Below are 21784 nucleotides of genomic sequence, written 5' to 3'. Positions count from 1 at the left end.
AATGTTCAACAAAAAGATTTATAAGAGTGGTGGTATGTAGAGAGATGGAACCATTATCGGTATTTCAACAGTTAAAAGGAGGACTGATCGTCTCCTGTCAAGCACTTGAGGATGAGCCGCTCCATGGATCAGAAATGATGGCGAAGATGGCAAAAGCTGCTCAAATTGGAGGCGCTGTAGGGATTAGAGCAAATGGGGCTGAAGATATCCTGGAAATCAAAAAATCGACGAACCTCCCGATCATCGGCTTAGTGAAAAAATCCTATCAAGACAGTGAAATATACATCACCCCTACCTGCGATGAAGTTGAGGAATTGATAAAAGCGAACGTTGATATCGTTGCAATCGACGCGACCATCAGAAAACGGCCTCATGGACAAGAGGCTGAAGAATTGATCAAGCTGATCCACACCCATAAGAAACTCGTCATGGCTGATGTTTCAACTTATGAAGAGGGTGTAGGAGCAGCAGCTATGGGAGTGGATTGCATATCGACCACCTTATCAGGCTATACAACCTATTCTCCGTCAATAAAAGGACCGGATTTCCAACTGGTGGAACGATTAGCCAAACGTCTTGCAATCCCGGTGTTTGCAGAAGGAAGATACCATTCGCCAGAGGATGCGAGGAAAGCTCTTCAGCTTGGGGCACATAGTGTTGTCGTCGGTTCTGCCATCACTAGACCTCAAGAAATCACGAGAAGATACACTAATTTTATAAAGAAAGAAGGCTATGCGGATGACAGTGAAACAGGTGAGTCAAACCGGAAATATAAAAGGGTTGATTAACAGTTACTTTCCTTCCCTTACAAAATCAGAACAGAAGGTTGCGGATATCGTACAGCAGCAGCTTGATCAGGTAATCTATTATTCTGTGACCGATCTTGCTGATGCAGCGGAAGTCGGGGAAACGACAGTACTCCGTTTTTGCCGGAAAATCGGTCTGAAAGGCTACCAGGAATTCAAACTAGCAATCGCCAAGGATTTGGCGAACAAGACAGGGGAAGAACCTGGATCACCTGTACAAAATGATCTTTTTACGACGATTTCCTCCTATACGATCAATGCAATAAATGAAACAGTCTCCATGAATAGTGAGGAAGCGATCAATAAAGCGATCGACATGATTGATCATGCGTCTTCCGTCCACTTTTTCGGGGTGGGAACTTCTGGATTGACTGCCCTGGATGCCAAGAACCGTTTCCTCAGGATCGGCCGGAGAGTGGATGCGGTAATCGATCCGCACATACAGGCGATGACGGCCGCTACCCTTTCCGAGAATGATCTCGTGGTCGGTATTACAGTATCGGGCAGTACGAAAGACACGATCGATTCGTTGAAAATTGCAAAAAAAAATGGTGCGAAAACGATAGCGGTCACTTACCATGCAAGGTCCCCGATCACCAAGATTGCTGATGCTGTCCTTATAAACGGGGGAAAAGAGTCTCCTCTTGAAGGAAGCTCCCTTGCCGCAAAGATCTCTCAGCTCTTCGTCATCGATCTTTTATGTACAGGACTCGCTCTTAAGCATAAGGATCTGGCACTGGAAATGAAGGAAAAGACGGCACAATCGGTAGTAAATAAGATCTATTGAGATGGTGAAATCATGAAAGCAATCGGAATTGATATAGGCGGCACCACAATCAAAGGGGCTATTGTTGACGAAAAAAGAAAAATTCACCATCAGATCACGACCCCGACGAATATATCCGAGGGTCGAAATGGAATCCTTGCATCCTTGACAGCTACAATCGACCAGCTGCTTGAAAAAGAAACGGATATCGCCGGAATCGGGATCGGCACCGCAGGAAGAGTCAACGTGGATAGCGGTGAGGTCATTTATAGTACGGCCAATCTTCCTGGTTGGCAAAGCATCAACCTGAGTGAGTTTATCACGAATACATACGCACTCCCTGCCATTATAGATAACGATGCAAATGCAGCACTGGCAGGTGAATGGTGGAATATAGATGAGGCCTATGAATCCGTAACGTTCCTGACCCTTGGTACAGGTGTAGGCGGGGCGAACATGATCCATCGGAAAATCTTCCGAGGTAACCATTGGAATGGCGGCGAATGGGGACACGTCATCCTCTTTCCTGAGGGACGGACGTGTAATTGCGGAAAAAGAGGTTGTATCGAACAATATCTAGCTGGTGCCGCTTTAGTGAAAATCGCTAATGAACAGTCTGGTCGAACCTACAAAAACGGAGCGGAACTATTTGATGATTTCCAGAAAGGCGATCGAGAAATCATTCCGATCGTCGAGAGGTATCTTGATGATCTGGTGCTTGTCGTCTATAACCTTTCCGTAAGCATCGATCCTGAGGCCGTCATCATTGGTGGCGGGGTCATCGAATCGAAGGACCAGTGGTGGGATGTGTTTGGACAAAAATTAGCGGAAAGAGGTGTCCACCTGAATGTTCTGCCAGCGACTCTCGGAAACAAAGCCGGCATGATCGGCGCAGTAAAGCTGTTGTTCGATGCAATGAGTAAGGGGGGAGAGGTGTGAAACGTAACGTTTTGACACCATATTTGTTTTTGCTGCCCGGTTGTGTGATTTTGGGAGCTTTCATTTTTTATCCGTTACTGCAAGCCATATGGTTGAGTTTTACAGACTACAACATGATCGTCGACCCGAACTTCATCGGGACGGAAAACTACCAACGTCTTTTTGACGACGCCATGTTTTGGAAAACGCTCATTCAGACACTGATTTATCTTATCGGAGTGGTCCCGGCGCTCATCATTTTACCGATTTTCCTCGCGATCCTGGTCAACCAAAAGCTGAAAGGAATCGGCTTTTTCCGTTCTGCTTATTACATACCTGTCGTCACCTCCTGGGTGGTTGTCGGGATCACATGGGAATGGGTCTATGCGGAAAAAGGAGTGCTCAACTATTTGCTGGAAGTGGTCGGGTTGATCAACGGTCCTGTCCACTGGCTCACCTCAGAAAAGACGGCACTTTTCGCCGTCATGGCGGTGACGGTCTGGAAGGGCTTGGGGTACTACATGGTCATCTATTTGGCGGGCCTACAGTCCATCCCATCAAATCTATACGAAGCGGCAGAGATTGACGGAGCGAACAAGTGGCAGCAGACGATTCGTATTACAATCCCGATGTTGATGCCCTCGATCATCATCGTGACCGTCATGTCATCGATTGCAGCTATGAAAGTGTTCGAAGAGATCTATATCATGACAGGCGGCGGGCCATTGAACAGTTCAAAAACGCTCGTGTTCTATATCTATCAAGAGGCATTTGAAAAGTTGAACATGGGCTATGCGAGTGCTGCTGGGGTTGTACTCTTTCTCGTCACACTCATCTTTTCGATCGTCAATTTGAAACTGATGGGCAAGAAAGAAAACGTAGCATAAGGGGGGAGAAAAAATGGAAACACCTGTAACCGAAAAGAAAAATCGATCCATTACTGTGCAAACACGTCAAATGACTAATGTTAAAACAAAAGCCCTACTCAAGAAAGTATTGATCTATTTGGTTTTGACCATTGTTGCTCTCGGAATGCTCGGTCCATTTTTATGGCTCCTTTCGACAGCATTGAAATCAGGGCATGAAAATATTTTTAGTTATCCGCCAAAATTCATTCCGGAAAGCCCGACGCTAAGCAATTTTTCTAGAGTCATGGATGCTTTTCCGTTCTGGACCTATTTGATGAATAGCACCATCGTAGGCTTTTTCACGGTATTGCTTAATGTCCTGTTCTGTTCCTTTGCAGCTTACCCGCTCGCAAGGATGAATTTCAAAGGGAAAAATATCATTTTCATACTGATCATCAGCACAATGATGATTCCTTTCCAGCTATTGATGATCCCAATCTATATCCTGTCACTTGATCTTGGGTTGAAAAACACCTATGCCGGGCTGATCCTGCCCCACGCAACGACCGCATTCGGAATATTCTTGATGCGCCAAGCCTTCATCACAATCCCATATGAGCTTGACGAATCAGCGCGGATGGACGGGGCGAACAGCTTTCAAATCTGGTGGAGGATCCTGCTCCCACTTGTAAAACCGTCGGTGGTCACGCTTGCTATTTTCACGTTTGTGATGGCATGGGGGGATTTCTTATGGCCATTGATCATTTTAGATGACCAGAAGATGTACACCCTGCCGTTAGGGCTGAATGCGCTCACCGGGCTGTTTTCTGCAGATTGGCGCATGATTGCTGCAGGATCTGTCATCTCGGTTCTGCCGATCATCATTTTCTTCCTCATCCTCCAGCGCTACTTCATCAAGGGAGCAACGAGTGGAGCCGTAAAGGGATAAGGACTCAGATAACTTATTGACAGAAAGGATAGGAGTAGGGATGAAACAAAAAATTGCACTGCTTCCAGTCGACGGAAGACCTGTTACGAGAGACCTGCCAGGACAACTAGCTGCGATCGGTGGATGGGAAGTTCTCGTTCCGGAACGTCAGGAGCTCGGTTTTTTAAAAGAGCCGGGCAACCTTGACAGCCTCCAAAACTGGTTGAAGGAAACAGCGGATAAAGTGGATGGGATTGTCGTGTCGATTGATATGCTAGGTTACGGCGGGCTTGTCCCTTCACGGATTTCAGAAGCCACTGTGGAGCAGGTCCGTGAACGCGTCCAAGTTTTAAAAGAACTGAAAGAGGCGAAACCAGAGCTGAAAATCATGGGGTTCAGTGCCACGATGCGCCTTTCCGATTCATACGTGAATGAAGAGGAGAAGGAATACTGGAACCGTTACGGAAAAGAAATCTGGCAATTCTCCTATTACTCCCACAAACATTCGAAAACGAAGGATCCCAACTTCATGAAGAGGGTAGAGGAGTTGAGGCTGAAGATCCCGGATGCCATTTTACAAGATTACCAACATACGAGAGAACGGAATTTTTCGATCAACCGTTCTTTGCTGGATGATGTAGAGGGAGGCGTATTCGACATTCTGGTCTTCCCTCAAGACGATACAGCGGAGTATGGGATGAACATCCAGGAGCAGGAATGGTTATCAGAGGAAGTCAGCAAACGGCGTCTTTATGAGAGAGTCTTCATCTATCCCGGAGCAGACGAGGTGGCAAGTACGTTGGTCGCCAGGATGGTCTATGAATTGGAAAACGTGTTGAAACCGATCTATCAACCTTTTTTCTGTGGTCAAAAGGGGACGCTTTCCTCCGCCAGGTATGAAGACAGGCCGATCTATGAATCTGTCAAAGGACAAGTCTATGCTTTCGGCTCTTTTACGGTAGAAACCCCATCAGAAGCGGACATTTTACTGGCTGTCAATGTACCGGGGAAAAAGCAGGGAGATCTTGCTCTGCAAATGGATCTAGCTGAAGTCGATACGACCGACCGCAATCTTGGAGAATGGTTGATGAAAATAACACACTACCTAGGTGAAGGCAAAGATGTGGCGGTTGCAGACCTAGCATATGCCAACGGATCGGATCCTGCCCTTGTACCACGATTGCTGGATTCGGGGATTTTCGGAAACCTGTCCGGCTATGCTGGATGGAACACAGCAGGCAATTCGCTTGGAACGGTCATCGCCCATTCTGCAATGGTCCATCTACATAAACTCAAAGGATTTTTACTTGAAGCAGACTTTAAAAAGAGGCATTTGGAATTGTTGACTCATCGACTTTTGGATGATTACCTCTATCAATCGGTCGTCCGCCAAACCGTGAGAGATCGAGTAGATGAAAATGCACTGGAGGAAAAAGAGCTTCTGGAAGTGGTGCGCGGACAGTTCATGAAAGCCTTAGAAGGGATACCGCAAACGGGGGAATACAAGCTTAACATCAAAGACATATACCTGCCCTGGAATCGTACGTTTGAAATCGGCCTGGCGCTTTGTTTAGAAGAGAGGGTTTAAGAATGCTGGAATATTGAAGGAGGTGGTACGCTGATCAGCTTCTGAACCTTCCTCTCACTCTCACCGCTGCCACTTGATCTTGTTCAATTGAATTTTTCGGAGGGATTTTATGAAAAAATTATTCGGTGTTCTACTTTCCGTTGTCCTGCTGTCGAGCCTTGTTATACCGGCGGCAGCAACAGGAAATGACAAATCAAGGCATCAGGCGCTTCAAGACCTCGTGAATGAAGATGACAAGAAAGCAAGGATCCTATGGTACGACCTTTCAGCTAACATCCAAAACTTGAATACCCCAGAAAAAGTGAAAAACATTGTAGAGAAAACCGCAAGAGCAAACATTGATACGATCATCCTAGATGTAAAGAATTACACAGGCTTTGTCGGTTATTTAAGTGAGATCGCCCCGCATATGAGCACATCTGAGATTCCCAAATACGACGAATTCCCTGAAGGATATGACTTGCTTACAGAAGTGATAAAGGAAGCCCACAAGCATGACATCCAGGTCCATGCCAACGTCAACGTATTCTCTGAAGGAAACAACGATTATAAGGACGGACCGGCCTTTGAAAATCCGCAATGGCAGACAACTTTCTATATGGCTTCCCGGATCGCAGAGGCTGCGAATGGAGAAACCTTCGATATAACGGGAGTGAACACGACCAGAGGTTCAAACCAATTGGTCATGTATACATCGTCAAAATATGATGTTTCCCCTGCAAACCAATGGGGAACGGAAGTCCAGATCACAGATGGAGTCGTGACGGAAGTAGTCGACCGTACATATGGTGCTCCAGCTGTAGAGGTTCCGGAAAACGGTGTCGTCCTGTCCGGTCATGGGGAAGCAAGGACCTGGCTCAACGAGAATGTCCAAGTCGGGGATCAACTTGATTACTCGGCTTCAAAGACAGAATTGGTACCTGCAACGGAATATCCTTCTTTTTCAACATTCACCAACCCGATCCGTGAGGACGTACAGAATTACGAGTTGAGCATTATCGATGAAATCATCAGCAACTATGATGTAGATGGGATCGTCCTTGACCGTGCACGTTATTCGAACATCAACGCTGATTTCAGTGACCTGAGCCGTGAGCGGTTTGAAGCCTATATCGGTGAAACCGTGGAAAACTGGCCTGAGGACATTTTCAGAGTGGAGTTCACTGAGGAAGGACAAGAGCGGATCCCAGGACCGCATTATCAAAAGTGGATCGAATGGAGAGCAGGCAACATCCAGAACTTCTTCAAAAAGGCTGAGCAGCTCGTCCATGAGAAGGATTCCTCTCTGTTCTTCAGTACCTATGTCGGAGCTTGGTATCCGCTTTACTATAGTGAAGGCGTGAACTGGGCAAGCAAGACCCACCAGCCGGATTATGATTGGGCTAGTCCTGATTATGGTAAAACGGGGTATGCTGAAGTACTCGATTTCTTGATGACGGGGAACTACTTCAGGGATGTTACACGTGAGGAAGCGATTGCGTCAGGAAATCCTGATTGGTATAGCGTTGAGGGTTCAGCGGATATTGCTTTCGACGTCGTGAATGAAGCCACCTTTGTCTATGGCAGTCTTTATCTGAATCAATATCAAGGCGATCCAGAACAGTTCAGGAAAGGGTTAAGGTCCGTCATGGAAAGATCCCATGGAATCATGCTCTTTGACCTTGTTTATTTTGAACAGTTTGGCTGGTGGGACATCATTGAGGAAGAATTTGCAGAAGAGTCAAAGCCACCACACCAGATCCCAGGTCTATTGAAAATGGTCAGAGACGATAAATAACAGGGTTACGGGCTGGCTCAAGGTAGTCAGCCCGAATCTATGAATCTAGCACTGCAGGCAGGGTTTCAACGAACAAGTCCTTTCATTTTACATAACAGCCCATTTTTAAAAGGAGTCGTTCTATATGAGTAAAGAATTGCATGGTGAAATCATCGTCATTGGAGGCGGACTTGGCGGGAGTCAGGCCGCACTATCTGCTGCAAAGATGGGTAAAAAAGTGATCCTGACGGAGGAGACTGGCCGGATTGGTGGACAGCTCACAAGTCAACTCGTCCCGCCTGATGAACATAAATGGATCGAACAATTCGGATGCACGGGTACTTATCGTGAGTTTCGCAACCGTGTCCGAGACTATTATCGCCGGAATTACCCGTTGAAAGAAGAAGCGATGCACAATCCGAGGCTGAATCCAGGCAATGCCCTTGTAAGCAGGATTTCTCATGACCCGAGGATTTCACTCGCAGTATTGAATGATATGCTTGCACCTTTTATCCATACCGGCAGAATCACTGTGCTTTTGAAGCATAAACTAGTGGTTACTGAGACAAATAGAGATGAAATTCGTTCTGTTACTGTTCGTAATACCGACTCAGGTGATAAAGTGACGATCAGCGGAACGCTTTTCATTGATGCAACGGAATGTGGAGATTTTCTACCGTTGGGAGATGTGGAATATGTGACAGGTGCCGAGTCACAAGAGGAAACCGGGGAACCGCACGCCTTGGCAGGTAGGGCTGAACCGCTGGATATGCAGTCCATCACCCATTGTTTTGCCGTTGATTATATCGAAGGTGAAGACCATACGATTGAAAAACCGGAGCAGTATGAGTTCTGGAAAAACTACCAGGCAGATTTCTTGGATCATAAACAATTGAGCTGGTTCGGGCCAGATGCTGCGACCGGAAAATCGAAGTTATTCACGCTTTTCCCACAGGAAGGGTTGTTTTCGCTTTGGGAATATCGAAGGGCTCTTGATAAAACGCTATTCCATGACGGTTTTGCAGAAGGCGATCTGTCTCTCATCAACTGGCCGCAAAACGATTATTGGCTAGGACCGATATATGAAGTGAGTGAAGAAGAACGACAGAAACATTTGGAAGGAGCAAAACAATTAAGTTTATCCCTTCTATATTGGATACAAACGGAAGCGCCGAGGCATGATGGGGGTATTGGTTATCCTGGGTTGCGATTGAGGCGGGATGTGTCCGGAACAAATGATGGACTTGCGATGTACCCTTATATTCGGGAATCACGCAGGATCAAACCCGAGGTCACGGTCAAGGAACAAGATATCAATGCCGAGTATCGTGGTCACAAAGGAATTAAGAAGGTTGAGGATTCAGTTGGTGTCGGCTGTTATCGTATCGATCTCCATCCGACGATTGTAACCAACCAGCTGTTCTATACACCTAGCCTGCCTTTCGAAATCCCGATGGGTGCGCTTTTGCCGGTCCGAATGAAGAATCTTATAGCGGGAAGTAAAAACATCGGTGCGACCCACATCACGAACGGCTGCTTCCGTGTCCATCCAGTCGAATGGAACATTGGAGAGTCCGCCGGTTATCTAGCAGCCTTCGCTCATGACAAAGGCATCGAACCAAGAGCAGTCCGTCACGACAGTACCATATTACAAGACTTCCAAACCCTCCTCCAACAACAAGGAATCGAACTCCACTGGCCAGAAATCGGCGTAGTTTAATTTTCCTGTACCATCATCTGTACCAGGCACCATCACAAAGTCCTTGCGCCGCAAGGAGCAATATAGGTATGAGTTTATTTCAGCGAATGAACAAAATATTATTGTATTTGATAAAAAAAACGGGGGATTATTGGAGGAATTTTATTGAGCCGAACGAAGGTTCCACGGATTGGGAAAAGCAACAATCTCCAATTACAAAAACAGAATAATACCTATCTTTTGCTCCACAAACGGGGGGTTTTTAGGAGTAACTGCGAAGCCTAATTCTTATATAACAATCTTCGACAATTGGACATCGAGAACAAGGATAGCGTCTTTTTTAGTGAAAATTAAAGATTGAGTTAAATTACCTATTTTGAAATAATTGTTATTAACAATAGAGGTAGGTTAGTCGAAAAACGTTTATATGGTTATCAATAGATATATTATATTGGAGGTATCATTTTTTGAAAACCTATTCTATTTTGTTTATTGTTATAGCTTTAATGCACATGATTACTCTTGTGAATGTAACCACTATTAGTGGGGAATGGAACGGCTTGTTCTACTACTTTCAAATATTTTGTTTCGATTTCTGTAATCTATTATGGTATAGAATATAGAAATGAAAAATTGTATCAAAGTGAACAGAAAGATTCTTCAAACGAACAAACGATTTTCACAGTTAAAAAACAGCCAAAAGGATTGTATCGCAACAGTGTTTTATAATATCTATCACAACAAAATGAAAGAAAGACGTACAACTAGGAAGCTACCTCCTGATCAGAGAGATATTGTTATTTCGTCTTTGTATGGGCAGATTCAGAATCGAGAGATATGGATTCCGTATGATGAGGTGAAAAAATATGTATTTAGTAAAACAACAAAGGTTGTAAAATCTTTTAAGAAGCAATTTCCAGAGTTAAGTGAGGAAATAGAAGCGAGCACGCTATGAAACAAAAAGGATGACCTTGGTTGGATACAACTGCCTATCTTGGCGCTAGAAAAAATGGGAGGTGATGATATCATGAATATTCAAGTAAATCTTAAAGATATAATCGAAGAAATGAAAATACAGTTTGAAGAGTCAAGATCCTTATTAAATATAAAAACTGGTGAGTTAGTGGTAGTAACATCAGAAGATCTAATATCTGCTGAAGATGATGAACCATTCGATCATCTTCCTGATTGGCAACAAGTAGATAGAAAGATTGCTATTAATGTTATTGAAAACTTTGAGGATTACAAGGAGCTCCCAACAAAATATGAAATAAATGATACGATATTGTGGAAGACTTTTGCCTAACTATTAGTAATGAAAGACAGCAAGAAGTATTTTTAAGCTCTATTAGGGGAAAGGGTGCTTTTAGGAGATTCAAGGATAGAATCGTCGAGCTTGATATTGAGGAGCAATGGTATTCTTATCGTGATGAAAGATTTAAACAAATTGCAATTGGATGGTGTAGAGACAATAACATAAATTTTATTGAATAATGTTAGCACGAGTTAAACCTTGAATTTAAAATTAGCAACTCTTTTTTGCAATAATCGGTCGCAATAGCCGAAGTTCCAGACAGCTGATCTCTGGCTTTTTCTTTATTCAATAAACGGGCAGCTCCTGTCGTATTGTTTCAAAACAAAACACAGACCAAAAAAATTTTGGTCTGTGTTTTCGCGTTTTGATCCTCTATTAGCTTTATTTAAACACATGACAAAAGAGAATTTCTAAAAGAAAAGTTTCTGTCCATACCTGGGGGAGAAATTGTTGCTTGAGGGGAGCATTTTGTATGTTCAAAAGGTCTAAATATAGTTTAGAAGATAACTTAGAAATCGTTATGAAAGTAAATTCTGGAGACCCGAAACCTTGTCGTTTGACCGATCGTTATTACACCTACTCGCTGCTTCAAATTCCGGCACTCTCCTTCAAATATACCGGATCTCCATTAATATAGGTACCTTTAACATTCGCCAAGGTGTTAAATGGGTCATGTGACCATATTACAAAGTCTGCGTCCTTATCAATTTCAATAGATCCAACCCGATCAAAAATACCGGCTAGCTTTGCAGCCTCACTTGTAATGCATCGTAATGCTGCAGTTTCATCCAAACCATATTTGACAGCCTCCGCGGCACAAATAATTAAATAGTTAATCGGAATAAACGGATGATCCGTCATAATCGCGCAGGGGATTCCTGCTTCATAGAAAAGCTTAGGAGCCTCAGGAGTTGAATGGCGTGTTTCATATTTAGATGCCGGAAGCATAAACGGCCCCAGAGTTACTCTTGCCCCGCTTTCTTTAATAGACTCAAGCATCATATAACCCTCCGTACAATGTTCAAGGCATAGATTTACTTGAAAATCCTTTGCGATTCGAATCGCTGTGGCAATATCATCAGCTCTATGGCAGTGCAGGCGCAGAGGCATTTTGCCTTCGAGAACCTCAATAAACGGGGCGAGATCTGCCCTGCACTCGATCGCGTTTTTCTGCTCTATAGCAGATAAGGCCAAAGCATCCTGAAACCCTTTCCGAATCATCCGGGCAATGGCCATTCGCGTAACCGGTGTTTTTTTGTATTGCTGCCCGAATACATTTTTAGGATTTTCGCCAAGCGCTCCTTTTAAACCGCTTTTTTCCCTGATTATCATTTCTTGTAAAGAGCTTCCGCTTGTTTTTAAAATGCTCCAAATTCCACCTATCGGATTTGCGCTGCCGGCACCAGTCTGAACTGTTGTAACTCCGCCCTGACGCGCTAATTCAAATGAAAAATGATGAATATCAATCCCGTCGATCGCAGCCATTTGAGGTGTCCAAGGGTCAGAATATTCGCATGCATCATTAATCTGTTCCTGAACTTCCCTCCAGATGCCAACGTGGGTATGAATATCAATAAGACCTGGCGTGATGACACAGCCATCTGCATGTTCAACTTGAGCATCAGCCGGAATCTCGGTGTCAGGGCCCACTTTGATAACTTTTCCTTCCTTAACCCAAAGGTCAGCATTCCTGATAATTGTATTCGCTTCATCCATTGTATAAACGGCCGCTCCTCGAAATACTTTTAACATCGTCTCACTCCCATCTGTAAACCTCTTTTCCTTTTATAAAAGTCCGGACGGCACGCGCTGTTAAATGTAGCGGATGCTTGTTCCAAATGACTAAATCGGCAAACAGCCCGGCCTTAATAGCTCCGGTAAGATGATCGATCTGCAGCAGCCTGGCTCCATAATGCGTTAGCCCATTCAGGACAATCTTCTCGGGCACGCCTGCCTTAACGGCTAAGGCACCTTCAAGCTGCAAGTGTTTTACAGAGCTAACGGGATGGTCTGTTGTAAAGGCAAACTGGCCATGCTCCTCAGAAAGCACTCGGTATAATGATGGACTCAAGCCTCTTAATTCTTCTCTTTCAATAGGCTGAAAACAAGGGCCCGCAATGATTGAAAAATCTTGCTCAGTAAGCTGTCCGGCTATTTTCGGATATTCGGAAGCGTGAACTAAGATTAGCCGGAGATTAAATTCTTTTGCAATTCTTAGTGCGGTGGCAATGTCATCAGTCCGATTACAGCGGATAAAGATCGGCGTTTCCGGTACATGCTCTTGCTTCTGCAGCTCTTTTAATGATGTTCGAATTTGGTGAGCAATCCCCATTCGGGTGAGAGGAGTATGTGTTTTATCCCAAAATGCTTTTTTTGGTACATCGCCCATCGAGAATGAGTAGCCTAGCTTATTGCGCAGAATCATTTCATCTGCTGTTTTTCCATGTGTATGGATAACGGCTGTTTTTACGCCTTTGATTGACTCGGCAGCGGATACAATATGGGCTGCGGTCACTCCGAAAGCGACAGCATCTTGAAATGCTTGGTCAAATGGGTATATTCCATCTATGACTTGAAGGTCAGCCATATTTTCTTCAAGGGGTTCGTACCCATCATTTCCTTCCCAGCGCACGCCGATTTCCTTTAAGCCAATTTGCGAGCAGGCATCGATAAAGCCAGGTGTCAAATAGCCGCCCTCAGCATTAATTACCCTGTAGCCCTGGCTGGGTTCGGCGGGCGCCGCAACGGCTTGAATTTTATTATCTTTAACAAGTACGGTTTGAGGAGAGAATTTGCCCGTTTCGTGGTTATAGACATTCGCGTTTGTAATTGCGATAGCAGACACTTTTTTATCCCTTCTTTTCTTTAAGGATGAGGCTTTTGTTAAAAGATATTGTTGATATACCTAAGGTTCGATTTGCTTTTTCAGGAGGCAGTTTTTGATAATCCGAAAAAGGGTATCTTCAGGCAAAATAGCCCTTTAATACACATTTATCAACACGTTTATTAACAAAGCCAAGAATGAAAGAGAAAAGTAGAGATAATCTATCTCTACTTTTCGAATAATTTCTATCATGCTGTGGAAAATCACAGATTATGGCTGCTTCCAGACGTTTGTTCCGTTCGGATGGACAATTTGAATTGAGAAGTCGGCAGACACATCGTAGCCTTGTACCTTTTTATTAATGCCTGCTGCAGATTCAAGGTTATCAATCTCAATACGCGGAACTTCTTTTAAAATAATTTCAAGTGCTTGCTGGTAAAATTCTGCACGTTCCTTTTGATCAACTGTTTCAGAAACAGCTTTTTCTAAAAGTGAATCCACTTCAGGGTTAGAATAGCCTTTTCCATTTCCGAGAGCGCCGATTTGGTCGCTGTGGAACAATTGATATAGGAAGAAGTAAGGGTCCGGATACCAAGTCCAGCCGCCGATCGACATTGGCGCATTTCCTTTTGCAACTGTATCGCTGTAAGTACCCCATTCAACGACTTTTATTTCAACATCAATGTTTAAGTTTTCTTTCATTTGATTTTGGAAAATAGTACCGTATGGAACACGTGCTTCAGATAGGTAAATCTCTGTTTTAAATCCATCAGGATAGCCGGCTTCGGTCAAAAGTTTTTTTGCTCCTTCTGGATCATAAGTTGGTGTAAGCTTTTCGAGTTCTTCATTGTATCCCCATGATTTTTTCGGCAGAGGCATGTAAGAAACTTCAGCGCCGCCCCACTGATTGACTCCCTTTACAATTTCCTCGACGTTTGTTGCTTTATAAATCGCTTCACGGACTTTTGGATCTGCCGTTGGGCCTTTTTTGTTGTTCAAATCAAGATAAGTTAAGGAAAGCGCAGGCTTTGAGACCAGCTCCAGTTGCTCATCCTTTTTAATAAGCTCGCGGTTTTGTCCTTTTACATCAGTAGCAATATCAATATCGCTGGAACGAAGGGCGTTTGTCATCATATTTGGATCAGAGATAATTTTAAATGTAACACCATCTAGATGGGGTTTTTCGCCCCAATATTTTTCATGACGGACAAGCTCGACCTGCTGATCCTTTTGCCAGCTTTTGATTTGGAAGGGGCCAGTACTTACAAGATGGCTTCCAAACTGGTCACCCCAGCCCTCAACCTCTTCTTTTGGTACAATGATATTTCCTGCATCCGTCAGCATCGCTAATAATGCAGCATTCGGTGCTTCTAAATGAACAGCAACTTCAAACTCTCCTGTGACCTCAACCTTTTCCACACCGCGCAAACGGTTCATTGCAGATTCTTTTGCAGAACGCTCAAGGCTGAATTTCACGTCTTCAGCAGTCATTTGTCTCCCATCCTGATATTCGCCCGGCTGGAAGTAAACATCATCACGGAGTTTAAATGTATACACCTTCATGTCTTCGGAAACACTCCATTCCGTTGCAAGGGAAGGTACAATTTCACTTAAATCCTTGCTGTACACTACGAGAGTGTCAGCAACTGAACGCATTACCTGAGATTCATAAACACCTGTATATTGAATCGGGTCGAGTGTTTTTGGATTTGCAGAAAGACCTACATTCAATGTACCGCCATCCTGCGGTTCGCCTGCTTTAGCATCCGTTTGCTTTTGATCAGATGATGCAGTATCGGTTTCGCCTCCAGAAGAACAGGCGCTTAAAACCAAAATGACTAAGGCAGCTAACAAAACCCAGTGCTTAAAAAACTTGCTTCTCATAAAATCCCCCTCTTTGATTCATATTGTGAAACAGTATTTCGAATATTGAATTTAATATTAAAACTACCACAACATTTCGGAAGAGTAAATATTTTTCGAAAATTTATAAAATGATTTTTTTTCACTCTATTTTGTGTTTACATTCAAAAAAATGGGTGCTAAACTTATAGGAAATTCACATAATGAATCAGTGATTCGAATAATGAATAAACTGAAAAGGAGGTATTTTATGGGAAAGTACATTATTAGAAGAATTTTCGATCTTTTGCCAACGATTTTTGTCGTCGCGGTAATTGTTTTCATAATTACTCGAATGATTCCAGGCGATCCTGCAGCAGTTATGCTTGGACCTCAGGCAAGCGTTGAGGATATTGAAGCTTTAAGGGAAGAACTCGGTTTAAATGCTCCGTTATATACTCAGTTCCTTCAATATATTAGCAATCTGGCAACGGGGGATTTTGGTGTATCGCTTACTTATAATGAACCGATAGTTCATTTAATTTTAGACCGGTTTCCCAATACACTTGTTTTAGCGGTTAGTGCGTTAATTATCGCCTTTATGATCGGAGTGCCAGCAGGTATTATTTCTGCTTCAAAACAAAATTCTTTACTCGACTATTCGGTTATGCTCATATCGCTGATAGGGGTTTCGATGCCGATTTTTTGGCTGGGCGTTATGCTGGTCCTTTACTTCAGCGTTAATCTCGGCTGGTTTCCTGCAACAGGAATGGGGACGCTTGAAGATGGATTCATTCCTTATATAAAGCACCTGATTCTCCCGAGTATTACGCTTGCCACGATCCCGATGGCGACCTTTGCCAGGATCACCCGTTCGAGTATGCTCGAGGTTATTTCACAGGACTATATCAAAACAGCGCGCTCAAAAGGGCTAAGTGAATTTTGGGTCATTTGTAAGCATGCTTTTAAAAATGCTCTTACTCCATTATTAACAGTCCTTGGCATGCAGATCTCAATGATGCTTGGAGGCGCAGTTCTTACAGAAACCATTTTCAGCTGGCCGGGAATGGGCCGATTGATCGTGGATGCCATTGATAAGCGGGATTTTGTTGTCGTTCAAGGGACGGTTCTTTTTATCGCCGTCATTTTTGTTCTCGTAAATCTGCTTGTCGATATTATGTACAAAGTCGTAAATCCAAGAGTAAATTATACTGCCGGCAAGGGAGGGGCGAAATAATGGGCTCTTTACAAAATACAATTACAGATGTAGAAGAAAAGATGATCAAACAGAAAAAGGAAACAAGCCTGTTTAGGAAATTGATTCGAAACCGCCTTGCTGCCATCGGTTTGGCTGTAACCATGTTTATGACCATCATTGCCGTGTTTGCGCCGTTGATTGCCACTCATCAGCCTAATGAGATGGATGTGGTCAGTACTTTGGTACCGCCTGGGACAGACGGACATGTATTAGGAACTGATAATTATGGAAGAGATTTATTCAGCCGGCTTGTTTATGGAGCAAGGATTTCCTTAATCGTCGGGCTTTCAGCTGTTATTTTTGGTGCATTTTTCGGAACCTTGCTTGGTTTAGTTTCCGGCTATTTTGGCGGAAGGCTTGATTCGATCATCATGAGGACAATGGATGGCTTATTCGCATTTCCTTTTATCCTGCTCGCCATTGCACTTATGACGGTTCTTGGCCAAGGTCTTGTGAATGTCATTATTGCTATAGGCGTAGCAAATATTCCTGGCTTTGCGAGGATTGTCCGCGGACAAGTACTTAGTGTTAAAGAGGAAGAATTTATAGAAGTAACACGGTCATTGGGCGCAACGGACGGGCGTATTCTCTTTCAGCACGTTCTCCCAAACTGTCTGGCTCCATTAATTGTTTATGGAACGATGAGTATTGCAGGGGCGATAATTTCTGAAGCTGCTTTAAGCTTTTTAGGACTAGGTGTACAGCCTCCTACTCCCTCTTGGGGAAGTATTTTAAAAGACGGGAAAGACTTTTTGGTGTTAAGCCCCCATATGGCTACTTTTTCTGGATTAGCCATTTTGATAACCGTTCTTGGTATTAATTTGTTCGGAGACGGCCTCCGTGATGCTTTAGACCCAAAAATGAAAATTTAATTGATGGAGGTGAAACAGATGTCGGATCTTCTTTTAAAGGTTGAGGATTTGGAGGTGCATTTTCGTTCTTCTTCCTCGGTGGTTAAAGCAGTAAACGGTATTAGCTTTACATTAAATAAAAAAGAAACACTCGGCATTGTCGGTGAGTCGGGTTCTGGAAAAAGTGTGACGGCAACGGCATTGCTTCGCCTGATTCCGAACCCGCCTGGGAAAATAGCGGGAGGAAAGCTGCTATTTGAAGGAAAGGATTTGCTTTCTTTATCGGACAAGGATATGCGGTCAGTTAGGGGAAATGAAATTTCGATGATTTTCCAGGACCCGATGACAAGCTTGAATCCTGTCTTTACGGTCGGAGACCAAATTATGGAATCCATCTGTGCCCACCGAAAAGTCTCGAAAAAGGAATCGAAAGCCGCGGCTATCGATATGCTTAAACTTGTAGGAATACCGGAGGCGGAAAAACGGATTAATATGTACCCGCACGAGTTCTCCGGCGGGATGAGGCAAAGGGTTATGATTGCAATCGCGTTAGCCTGCAAGCCGAAATTATTAATAGCCGACGAGCCTACGACTGCGCTGGATGTAACGGTACAGGCACAAATTCTTGATTTAATGAGGCATCTGCAGGAAACAATCGATACTTCCATTATTATGATTACCCACGATTTGGGAGTCGTCTGGGAGGTTTGCGATAAGGTTCTTGTCATGTATGCCGGAAATACCGTTGAATACGGAAGTGTAAAAACGATTTATGAGAATCCTCTTCATCCTTATACTTGGGGACTGCTAGATTCCCAGATCACTAGTGAAGTATCAAATGAAGAAAAGCTTTCTGCTATTCCTGGGAGCCCCCCTGATTTGCGTGAAGAAATGCCGGGCTGCCACTTTGCCGGCCGGTGCCGATATGCACAGGAAAAATGCTTCGCAGCAAAACCGGAAATGGTTGAAGTGGAGGAAGGACATTTTGTATCCTGCCATTTTCAAACAAAGGATATGAGGCTGGAGCGAAAGGAGCGGGTAATCCATGGCTGAAGTCATTATTAAAGTAGAAAACTTAAAGAAACACTTCCCAATTGAAGATCCGCTTCCTTTTAAAAAAGCCGCACAGAGTGTAAAAGCCGTTGATGGTGTCAGCTTTGATGTTTTTCGCGGTGAAACGCTTGGGATTGTCGGGGAGTCCGGCTGCGGAAAGTCGACAATGGCAAGGCTGATCAATCAGTTGATCCGGCCGACAGAAGGAAAGGTTGAGTTTAAGGGAAAGGATTTAGCATCACTTGGAACAAAAGAAATCCGTTCCTCCAGAAAGTCCATCCAATTGGTTTTCCAAAATCCGTATGCCTCATTGGACCCGAGAAAAACCATTGAGCAATTAATTATGGAGCCTTTGGTCATTCATAAAATCGGCGACAAAGCATCACGCAAAAAACGGGTTCAGGAATTGCTTGAGGTAGTCGGCTTAAGCAGTTATCACGGGGAAAGATATCCTCACGAATTTTCCGGAGGGCAGCGCCAGCGGATTAATATAGCCCGTGCCCTTGCACTCAATCCAGATGTCATCATTTGTGATGAGCCTGTTTCTGCCTTGGATGTATCGGTTCAGGCCCAGGTCATTAATTTGCTGAAAGACCTGCAAAAAAAATTCGATTTAACGTACTTATTTATTTCGCACGATTTAAACGTTGTCAGGTATATGTGTGATCGCATTGCTGTCATGTATCTCGGAAAAATTGTTGAAATGGGGACATACAATGAAATTTATGAAAACCCCAGCCATCCTTATACAAAAGCATTGCTTTCTGCTATTCCAAAGGAAGATCCTTTTGAAAAGAAGGAACGCATTCTTTTAAACGGGGATGTGCCAAGTCCGATCAACCCACCATCTGGCTGTCATTTTCATCAAAGATGCCCGTATGCAATAGAAATGTGCAAAACTCAGGTTCCTGCACTGAAAAAAACGGCTACGGGGCATCAAGCAGCCTGTCATATTGTTGAATAACAGAGGAGGAATTTTACGATGTCTTTAAAATATGTGATGGAAGTGTATGAGCTATTAGACAGTATTCATGTTTCAGGAAAGGAGGTTAAAGGTTACTTAAATGCAATTTCTGATTTAGGTGAAGTAACTGTTCAAACGGTTGAAGGAAAAGCAGGTTCGACTGACTTTATTAAAGTGACCATTCCTGGGGAAAAAGGGAAGACAAACGGCGGGGACGCTCCTACGTTAGGAATTGTCGGACGCCTAGGCGGCATTGGAGCGCGTCCGGAGGTAAAAGGATTTGTGTCAGATGGGGACGGCGCGCTATCATGTATTGCCGCAGCTGCAAAATTGCTCGACATGAGCGGAAAAGGAGACCGTCTGGATGGCGATATCATCCTGACGACGCATATTTGCCCGACAGCTCCAACACGTCCGCATGATCCAGTTCCTTTTATGGACTCTCCGGTTGATATTTTAACGATGAATATGCATGAAGTAACGAAAGAAATGGATGCCATTTTATCCATTGATACGACAAAAGGAAATATGATTACTAATCATCGCGGATTTGCGATTACACCAACTGTCAAAGAAGGGTATATTTTAAAAGTAAGCAATGACTTACTCCATGTTTATACTCAATCTGTCGGTAAACTTCCTGTTACACTTCCGATTACAACACAGGATATCACGCCTTACGGAAATGGAGTATACCATGTTAACAGTATCCTTCAGCCTGCTGTTGCGGCGAAATGCCCAGTTGTAGGAATTGCGATTACGACTGAAACAGCGGTTTCCGGCTGCGGAACAGGGGCCACTCACCCAACTGATGTTGAACAAGTTGTACGCTATGTCATTGAAGTTGCCAAGCTTTTTGGAGAGAATAAGTGTACTTTCTTCGATCCAAGTGAATTTACCCTTCTTGAAGAACTATATGGAAAAATGAATCACTTGCAAACAATGGGAAATCAGGTGACTGCTGGATGAACCATTTAACAGATCTTAAGAAAAGATTAATAGATGAAGTCGAAGTTCAAAAAGATGAGCTAATCGAGCTTTGCAGTTCTCTGATCAAGATTCCAAGTGAAAACCCGCCTGGGAATTCAACGGAGATCAGCCAGTTCATAACGGATTACCTTGCTCGATTTGATCTTAAGACGGACTGGTATGAATCGAATATAAAAATGTTTAATCTAGTTTCAAGCATCGGGAATGACAGTGGTAAACATTTAATTTATTGCGGGCACACAGATGTAGTTCCTGCAGGGGATCGATTTAAATGGGATTTTGATCCGTTTTCAGGAGAAGTCAGGGATGGCTGGCTTCTTGGCAGAGGCGCCAGTGATATGAAAGCTGGGCTTGGCGGTCTTATATTTGTCTTTTCCTTGCTGAAAAAGTTAGATATAGATTTACCGGGAAAGCTTACGCTTGCCATTGTTCCTGATGAAGAAACCGGCGGGGAGTACGGAGTTCCTTGGTTATTAGAAAACGGAATTATCCAGGGAGACGGATGTTTAATCGCTGAACCATCGTCACCACTAAATCCGACAATCGGTCAAAAAGGCTCGTATTGGTTTGAGCTCGAAGTATACGGGGAGCCTGGACATGGAAGTCTTTCGCCTATTGCGGGAAACAACGCCATTACGGATGCTCTTGCCGCAATTGAGAAAATCCGAAAGCTTTGGGACATTGAAATTTCCATTCCTGAAGAGGTACAGCCGCTTATTGAAGCCTCAAAGCGCTATATGCGGGAGGTGGAAAAGGATCGAGAGAAATTCCAGCCTGTTTTGGAAAGAGTTACCGTTAACATCGGAACCATTCACGGCGGAACGAAGTCCAATGTCATACCGGAAAGCTGTAAAGTGCAAATTGACTGCCGCCTTCCTTTTGGCATTACAAGGGATGAGGTCAGTACCTTTTTACACAAAGAATTGGACGGATTAGGAATCCGGTATGAAATCCGGCCATTTGGATTTAGAAGCGATGCTAATTATACCGATGCAGAAGACCCTGTCTGTAAGGCGATTGTTGATAACATTTCCTTTGTTACCGGGAAGGAATCATATGGCGTCCAGCAATGGGCGAGCAGCGATGCCCGTCACTTTAGAGACCATCAAATACCGGTTCTTCAGTACGGGCCGGCGTACTTGCCTAGCATTCACGGCTATAATGAAAAAGTACGTGTTGAAGACATCGTACGGTGTGCTAAAGTATATATAGCGGCCGTGGTCGACTTTCTAAATTCAGATTCTTAATTTAACAGGGATTTTTTACTCTCCCCATTAGACTAATAAGCCAGCTTTTAATCTTATTGGCCTGAGAAAATGGGGTTTACGGGCAGTTATTCCCCTTTAAGGTCTTTAACTCCCTATTACTTATAGGGGGA

At 43.8% G+C, this 21784-nt stretch carries 20 protein-coding genes; 17 read left to right on the top strand and 3 right to left on the bottom strand.

All coding sequences use genetic code 11. The features are described from left to right. Window positions 1-44 precede the first annotated feature (44 nt). The 11 genes from ACJROX_RS28270 (at window position 45) to ACJROX_RS28220 (ending at window position 10803) form a co-directional block, all read left to right on the top strand. The gene (locus tag ACJROX_RS28270; RefSeq protein ID WP_408008498.1) at window positions 45-788 is read left to right on the top strand and encodes an N-acetylmannosamine-6-phosphate 2-epimerase; all 744 of its coding nucleotides are present in this window, start codon (window positions 45-47) and stop codon (window positions 786-788) included. Next, entirely contained in the window at window positions 739-1593 is an 855-nt protein-coding gene (locus ACJROX_RS28265) for a MurR/RpiR family transcriptional regulator (protein ID WP_408008497.1), read from the top strand. The genes ACJROX_RS28270 and ACJROX_RS28265 overlap by 50 nt, the downstream gene beginning before the upstream one ends. Before the next feature lie 12 nt (window positions 1594-1605). Next, the gene (locus ACJROX_RS28260) at window positions 1606-2511 is read left to right on the top strand and encodes an ROK family protein (RefSeq protein ID WP_408008496.1); all 906 of its coding nucleotides are present in this window, start codon (window positions 1606-1608) and stop codon (window positions 2509-2511) included. Further along, complete coding sequence (locus tag ACJROX_RS28255; protein WP_408008495.1) at window positions 2508-3377, top strand: carbohydrate ABC transporter permease; 870 nt, start codon at window positions 2508-2510, stop codon at window positions 3375-3377. Before ACJROX_RS28260 ends, ACJROX_RS28255 begins: the two co-directional genes overlap by 4 nt. 13 nt (window positions 3378-3390) lie before the next feature. Continuing rightward, window positions 3391-4287: a carbohydrate ABC transporter permease gene (locus tag ACJROX_RS28250; protein WP_408008494.1), complete on the top strand. Its 897-nt coding sequence runs from the start codon at window positions 3391-3393 to the stop codon at window positions 4285-4287. Between the two features lie 40 nt (window positions 4288-4327). After that, the gene (locus ACJROX_RS28245) at window positions 4328-5854 is read left to right on the top strand and encodes a DUF4127 family protein (protein ID WP_408008493.1); all 1527 of its coding nucleotides are present in this window, start codon (window positions 4328-4330) and stop codon (window positions 5852-5854) included. 109 nt (window positions 5855-5963) lie between these two features. After that, on the top strand, window positions 5964-7631 hold the full coding sequence (locus ACJROX_RS28240) for an alpha amylase family protein (protein ID WP_408008492.1): 1668 nt from the start codon (window positions 5964-5966) through the stop codon (window positions 7629-7631). A 124-nt stretch (window positions 7632-7755) separates the two neighbouring features. Continuing rightward, a complete protein-coding gene (locus ACJROX_RS28235; RefSeq protein ID WP_408008491.1) occupies window positions 7756-9330 on the top strand; it encodes an FAD-dependent oxidoreductase in 1575 nt (524 codons plus the stop codon). Window positions 9331-9952: 622 nt separating this feature from the next. Then, on the top strand, window positions 9953-10264 hold the full coding sequence (locus ACJROX_RS28230; RefSeq protein ID WP_408008490.1) for a transposase: 312 nt from the start codon (window positions 9953-9955) through the stop codon (window positions 10262-10264). Window positions 10265-10336: 72 nt separating this feature from the next. Continuing rightward, window positions 10337-10615: a hypothetical protein gene (locus ACJROX_RS28225; RefSeq protein WP_408008489.1), complete on the top strand. Its 279-nt coding sequence runs from the start codon at window positions 10337-10339 to the stop codon at window positions 10613-10615. Further along, the gene (locus tag ACJROX_RS28220; protein ID WP_408008488.1) at window positions 10597-10803 is read left to right on the top strand and encodes a UPF0158 family protein; all 207 of its coding nucleotides are present in this window, start codon (window positions 10597-10599) and stop codon (window positions 10801-10803) included. The genes ACJROX_RS28225 and ACJROX_RS28220 overlap by 19 nt, the downstream gene beginning before the upstream one ends. Before the next feature lie 409 nt (window positions 10804-11212). Here the strand turns inward: ACJROX_RS28220 and ACJROX_RS28215 are convergent, their stop codons facing one another. The 3 genes from ACJROX_RS28215 to ACJROX_RS28205 all read right to left on the bottom strand — a co-directional run bounded on the left by ACJROX_RS28215 (window position 11213) and on the right by ACJROX_RS28205 (window position 15332). Continuing rightward, complete coding sequence (locus ACJROX_RS28215) at window positions 11213-12376, bottom strand: amidohydrolase family protein (protein ID WP_408008487.1); 1164 nt, start codon at window positions 12374-12376, stop codon at window positions 11213-11215. Window positions 12377-12380: 4 nt separating this feature from the next. Next, a complete protein-coding gene (locus ACJROX_RS28210; RefSeq protein WP_408008486.1) occupies window positions 12381-13469 on the bottom strand; it encodes an amidohydrolase family protein in 1089 nt (362 codons plus the stop codon). 249 nt (window positions 13470-13718) lie between these two features. After that, entirely contained in the window at window positions 13719-15332 is a 1614-nt protein-coding gene (locus tag ACJROX_RS28205) for an ABC transporter substrate-binding protein (protein WP_408008485.1), read from the bottom strand. A gap of 229 nt (window positions 15333-15561) precedes the next feature. Between ACJROX_RS28205 and ACJROX_RS28200 the strand changes: the two genes are divergently transcribed. The 6 genes from ACJROX_RS28200 to ACJROX_RS28175 are packed head-to-tail and all read left to right on the top strand — an operon-like array spanning window position 15562 to window position 21653. Next, complete coding sequence (locus ACJROX_RS28200) at window positions 15562-16527, top strand: ABC transporter permease (RefSeq protein ID WP_408008484.1); 966 nt, start codon at window positions 15562-15564, stop codon at window positions 16525-16527. Between the two features lie 41 nt (window positions 16528-16568). Then, window positions 16569-17420 (top strand): ABC transporter permease, encoded by an 852-nt coding sequence (locus ACJROX_RS28195; RefSeq protein WP_408011814.1) that lies wholly within the window; start codon window positions 16569-16571, stop codon window positions 17418-17420. A gap of 18 nt (window positions 17421-17438) precedes the next feature. Then, complete coding sequence (locus ACJROX_RS28190) at window positions 17439-18452, top strand: ABC transporter ATP-binding protein (protein WP_408008483.1); 1014 nt, start codon at window positions 17439-17441, stop codon at window positions 18450-18452. Next, window positions 18445-19416, top strand: coding sequence for an ABC transporter ATP-binding protein (locus ACJROX_RS28185; protein WP_408008482.1), 972 nt, complete (start codon window positions 18445-18447; stop codon window positions 19414-19416). The genes ACJROX_RS28190 and ACJROX_RS28185 overlap by 8 nt, the downstream gene beginning before the upstream one ends. Before the next feature lie 18 nt (window positions 19417-19434). After that, the gene (locus ACJROX_RS28180; protein WP_408008481.1) at window positions 19435-20385 is read left to right on the top strand and encodes a DUF1177 domain-containing protein; all 951 of its coding nucleotides are present in this window, start codon (window positions 19435-19437) and stop codon (window positions 20383-20385) included. Continuing rightward, window positions 20382-21653, top strand: coding sequence for a M20 family metallopeptidase (locus tag ACJROX_RS28175; protein WP_408008480.1), 1272 nt, complete (start codon window positions 20382-20384; stop codon window positions 21651-21653). The genes ACJROX_RS28180 and ACJROX_RS28175 overlap by 4 nt, the downstream gene beginning before the upstream one ends. The last annotated feature ends 131 nt before the right edge of the window (window positions 21654-21784 follow it).

The organism is Pseudalkalibacillus sp. A8, assembly GCF_045920555.1.
Classification (GTDB): Bacteria; Bacillota; Bacilli; order Bacillales; family Fictibacillaceae; genus Pseudalkalibacillus.
The sequence above is the reverse complement of the archived record's forward strand: the minus strand, read 5'-3'. Positions and strand labels throughout refer to the sequence as shown.

Bases quoted from the DNA above. Each gene is read 5' to 3' on its own strand.
- ACJROX_RS28270 (WP_408008498.1), top strand. From the start codon at position 45: ATGGAACCATTATCGGTATTTCAACAGTTAAAAGGAGGACTGATCGTC.
- ACJROX_RS28265 (WP_408008497.1), top strand. From the start codon at position 739: ATGACAGTGAAACAGGTGAGTCAAACCGGAAATATAAAAGGGTTGATT.
- ACJROX_RS28260 (WP_408008496.1), top strand. From the start codon at position 1,606: ATGAAAGCAATCGGAATTGATATAGGCGGCACCACAATCAAAGGGGCT.
- ACJROX_RS28250 (WP_408008494.1), top strand. From the start codon at position 3,391: ATGGAAACACCTGTAACCGAAAAGAAAAATCGATCCATTACTGTGCAA.
- ACJROX_RS28245 (WP_408008493.1), top strand. From the start codon at position 4,328: ATGAAACAAAAAATTGCACTGCTTCCAGTCGACGGAAGACCTGTTACG.
- ACJROX_RS28240 (WP_408008492.1), top strand. From the start codon at position 5,964: ATGAAAAAATTATTCGGTGTTCTACTTTCCGTTGTCCTGCTGTCGAGC.
- ACJROX_RS28235 (WP_408008491.1), top strand. From the start codon at position 7,756: ATGAGTAAAGAATTGCATGGTGAAATCATCGTCATTGGAGGCGGACTT.
- ACJROX_RS28225 (WP_408008489.1), top strand. From the start codon at position 10,337: ATGAATATTCAAGTAAATCTTAAAGATATAATCGAAGAAATGAAAATA.
- ACJROX_RS28215 (WP_408008487.1), bottom strand. From the start codon at position 12,376: ATGTTAAAAGTATTTCGAGGAGCGGCCGTTTATACAATGGATGAAGCG.
- ACJROX_RS28205 (WP_408008485.1), bottom strand. From the start codon at position 15,332: ATGAGAAGCAAGTTTTTTAAGCACTGGGTTTTGTTAGCTGCCTTAGTC.
- ACJROX_RS28200 (WP_408008484.1), top strand. From the start codon at position 15,562: ATGGGAAAGTACATTATTAGAAGAATTTTCGATCTTTTGCCAACGATT.
- ACJROX_RS28195 (WP_408011814.1), top strand. From the start codon at position 16,569: ATGATCAAACAGAAAAAGGAAACAAGCCTGTTTAGGAAATTGATTCGA.
- ACJROX_RS28190 (WP_408008483.1), top strand. From the start codon at position 17,439: ATGTCGGATCTTCTTTTAAAGGTTGAGGATTTGGAGGTGCATTTTCGT.
- ACJROX_RS28185 (WP_408008482.1), top strand. From the start codon at position 18,445: ATGGCTGAAGTCATTATTAAAGTAGAAAACTTAAAGAAACACTTCCCA.
- ACJROX_RS28180 (WP_408008481.1), top strand. From the start codon at position 19,435: ATGTCTTTAAAATATGTGATGGAAGTGTATGAGCTATTAGACAGTATT.
- ACJROX_RS28175 (WP_408008480.1), top strand. From the start codon at position 20,382: ATGAACCATTTAACAGATCTTAAGAAAAGATTAATAGATGAAGTCGAA.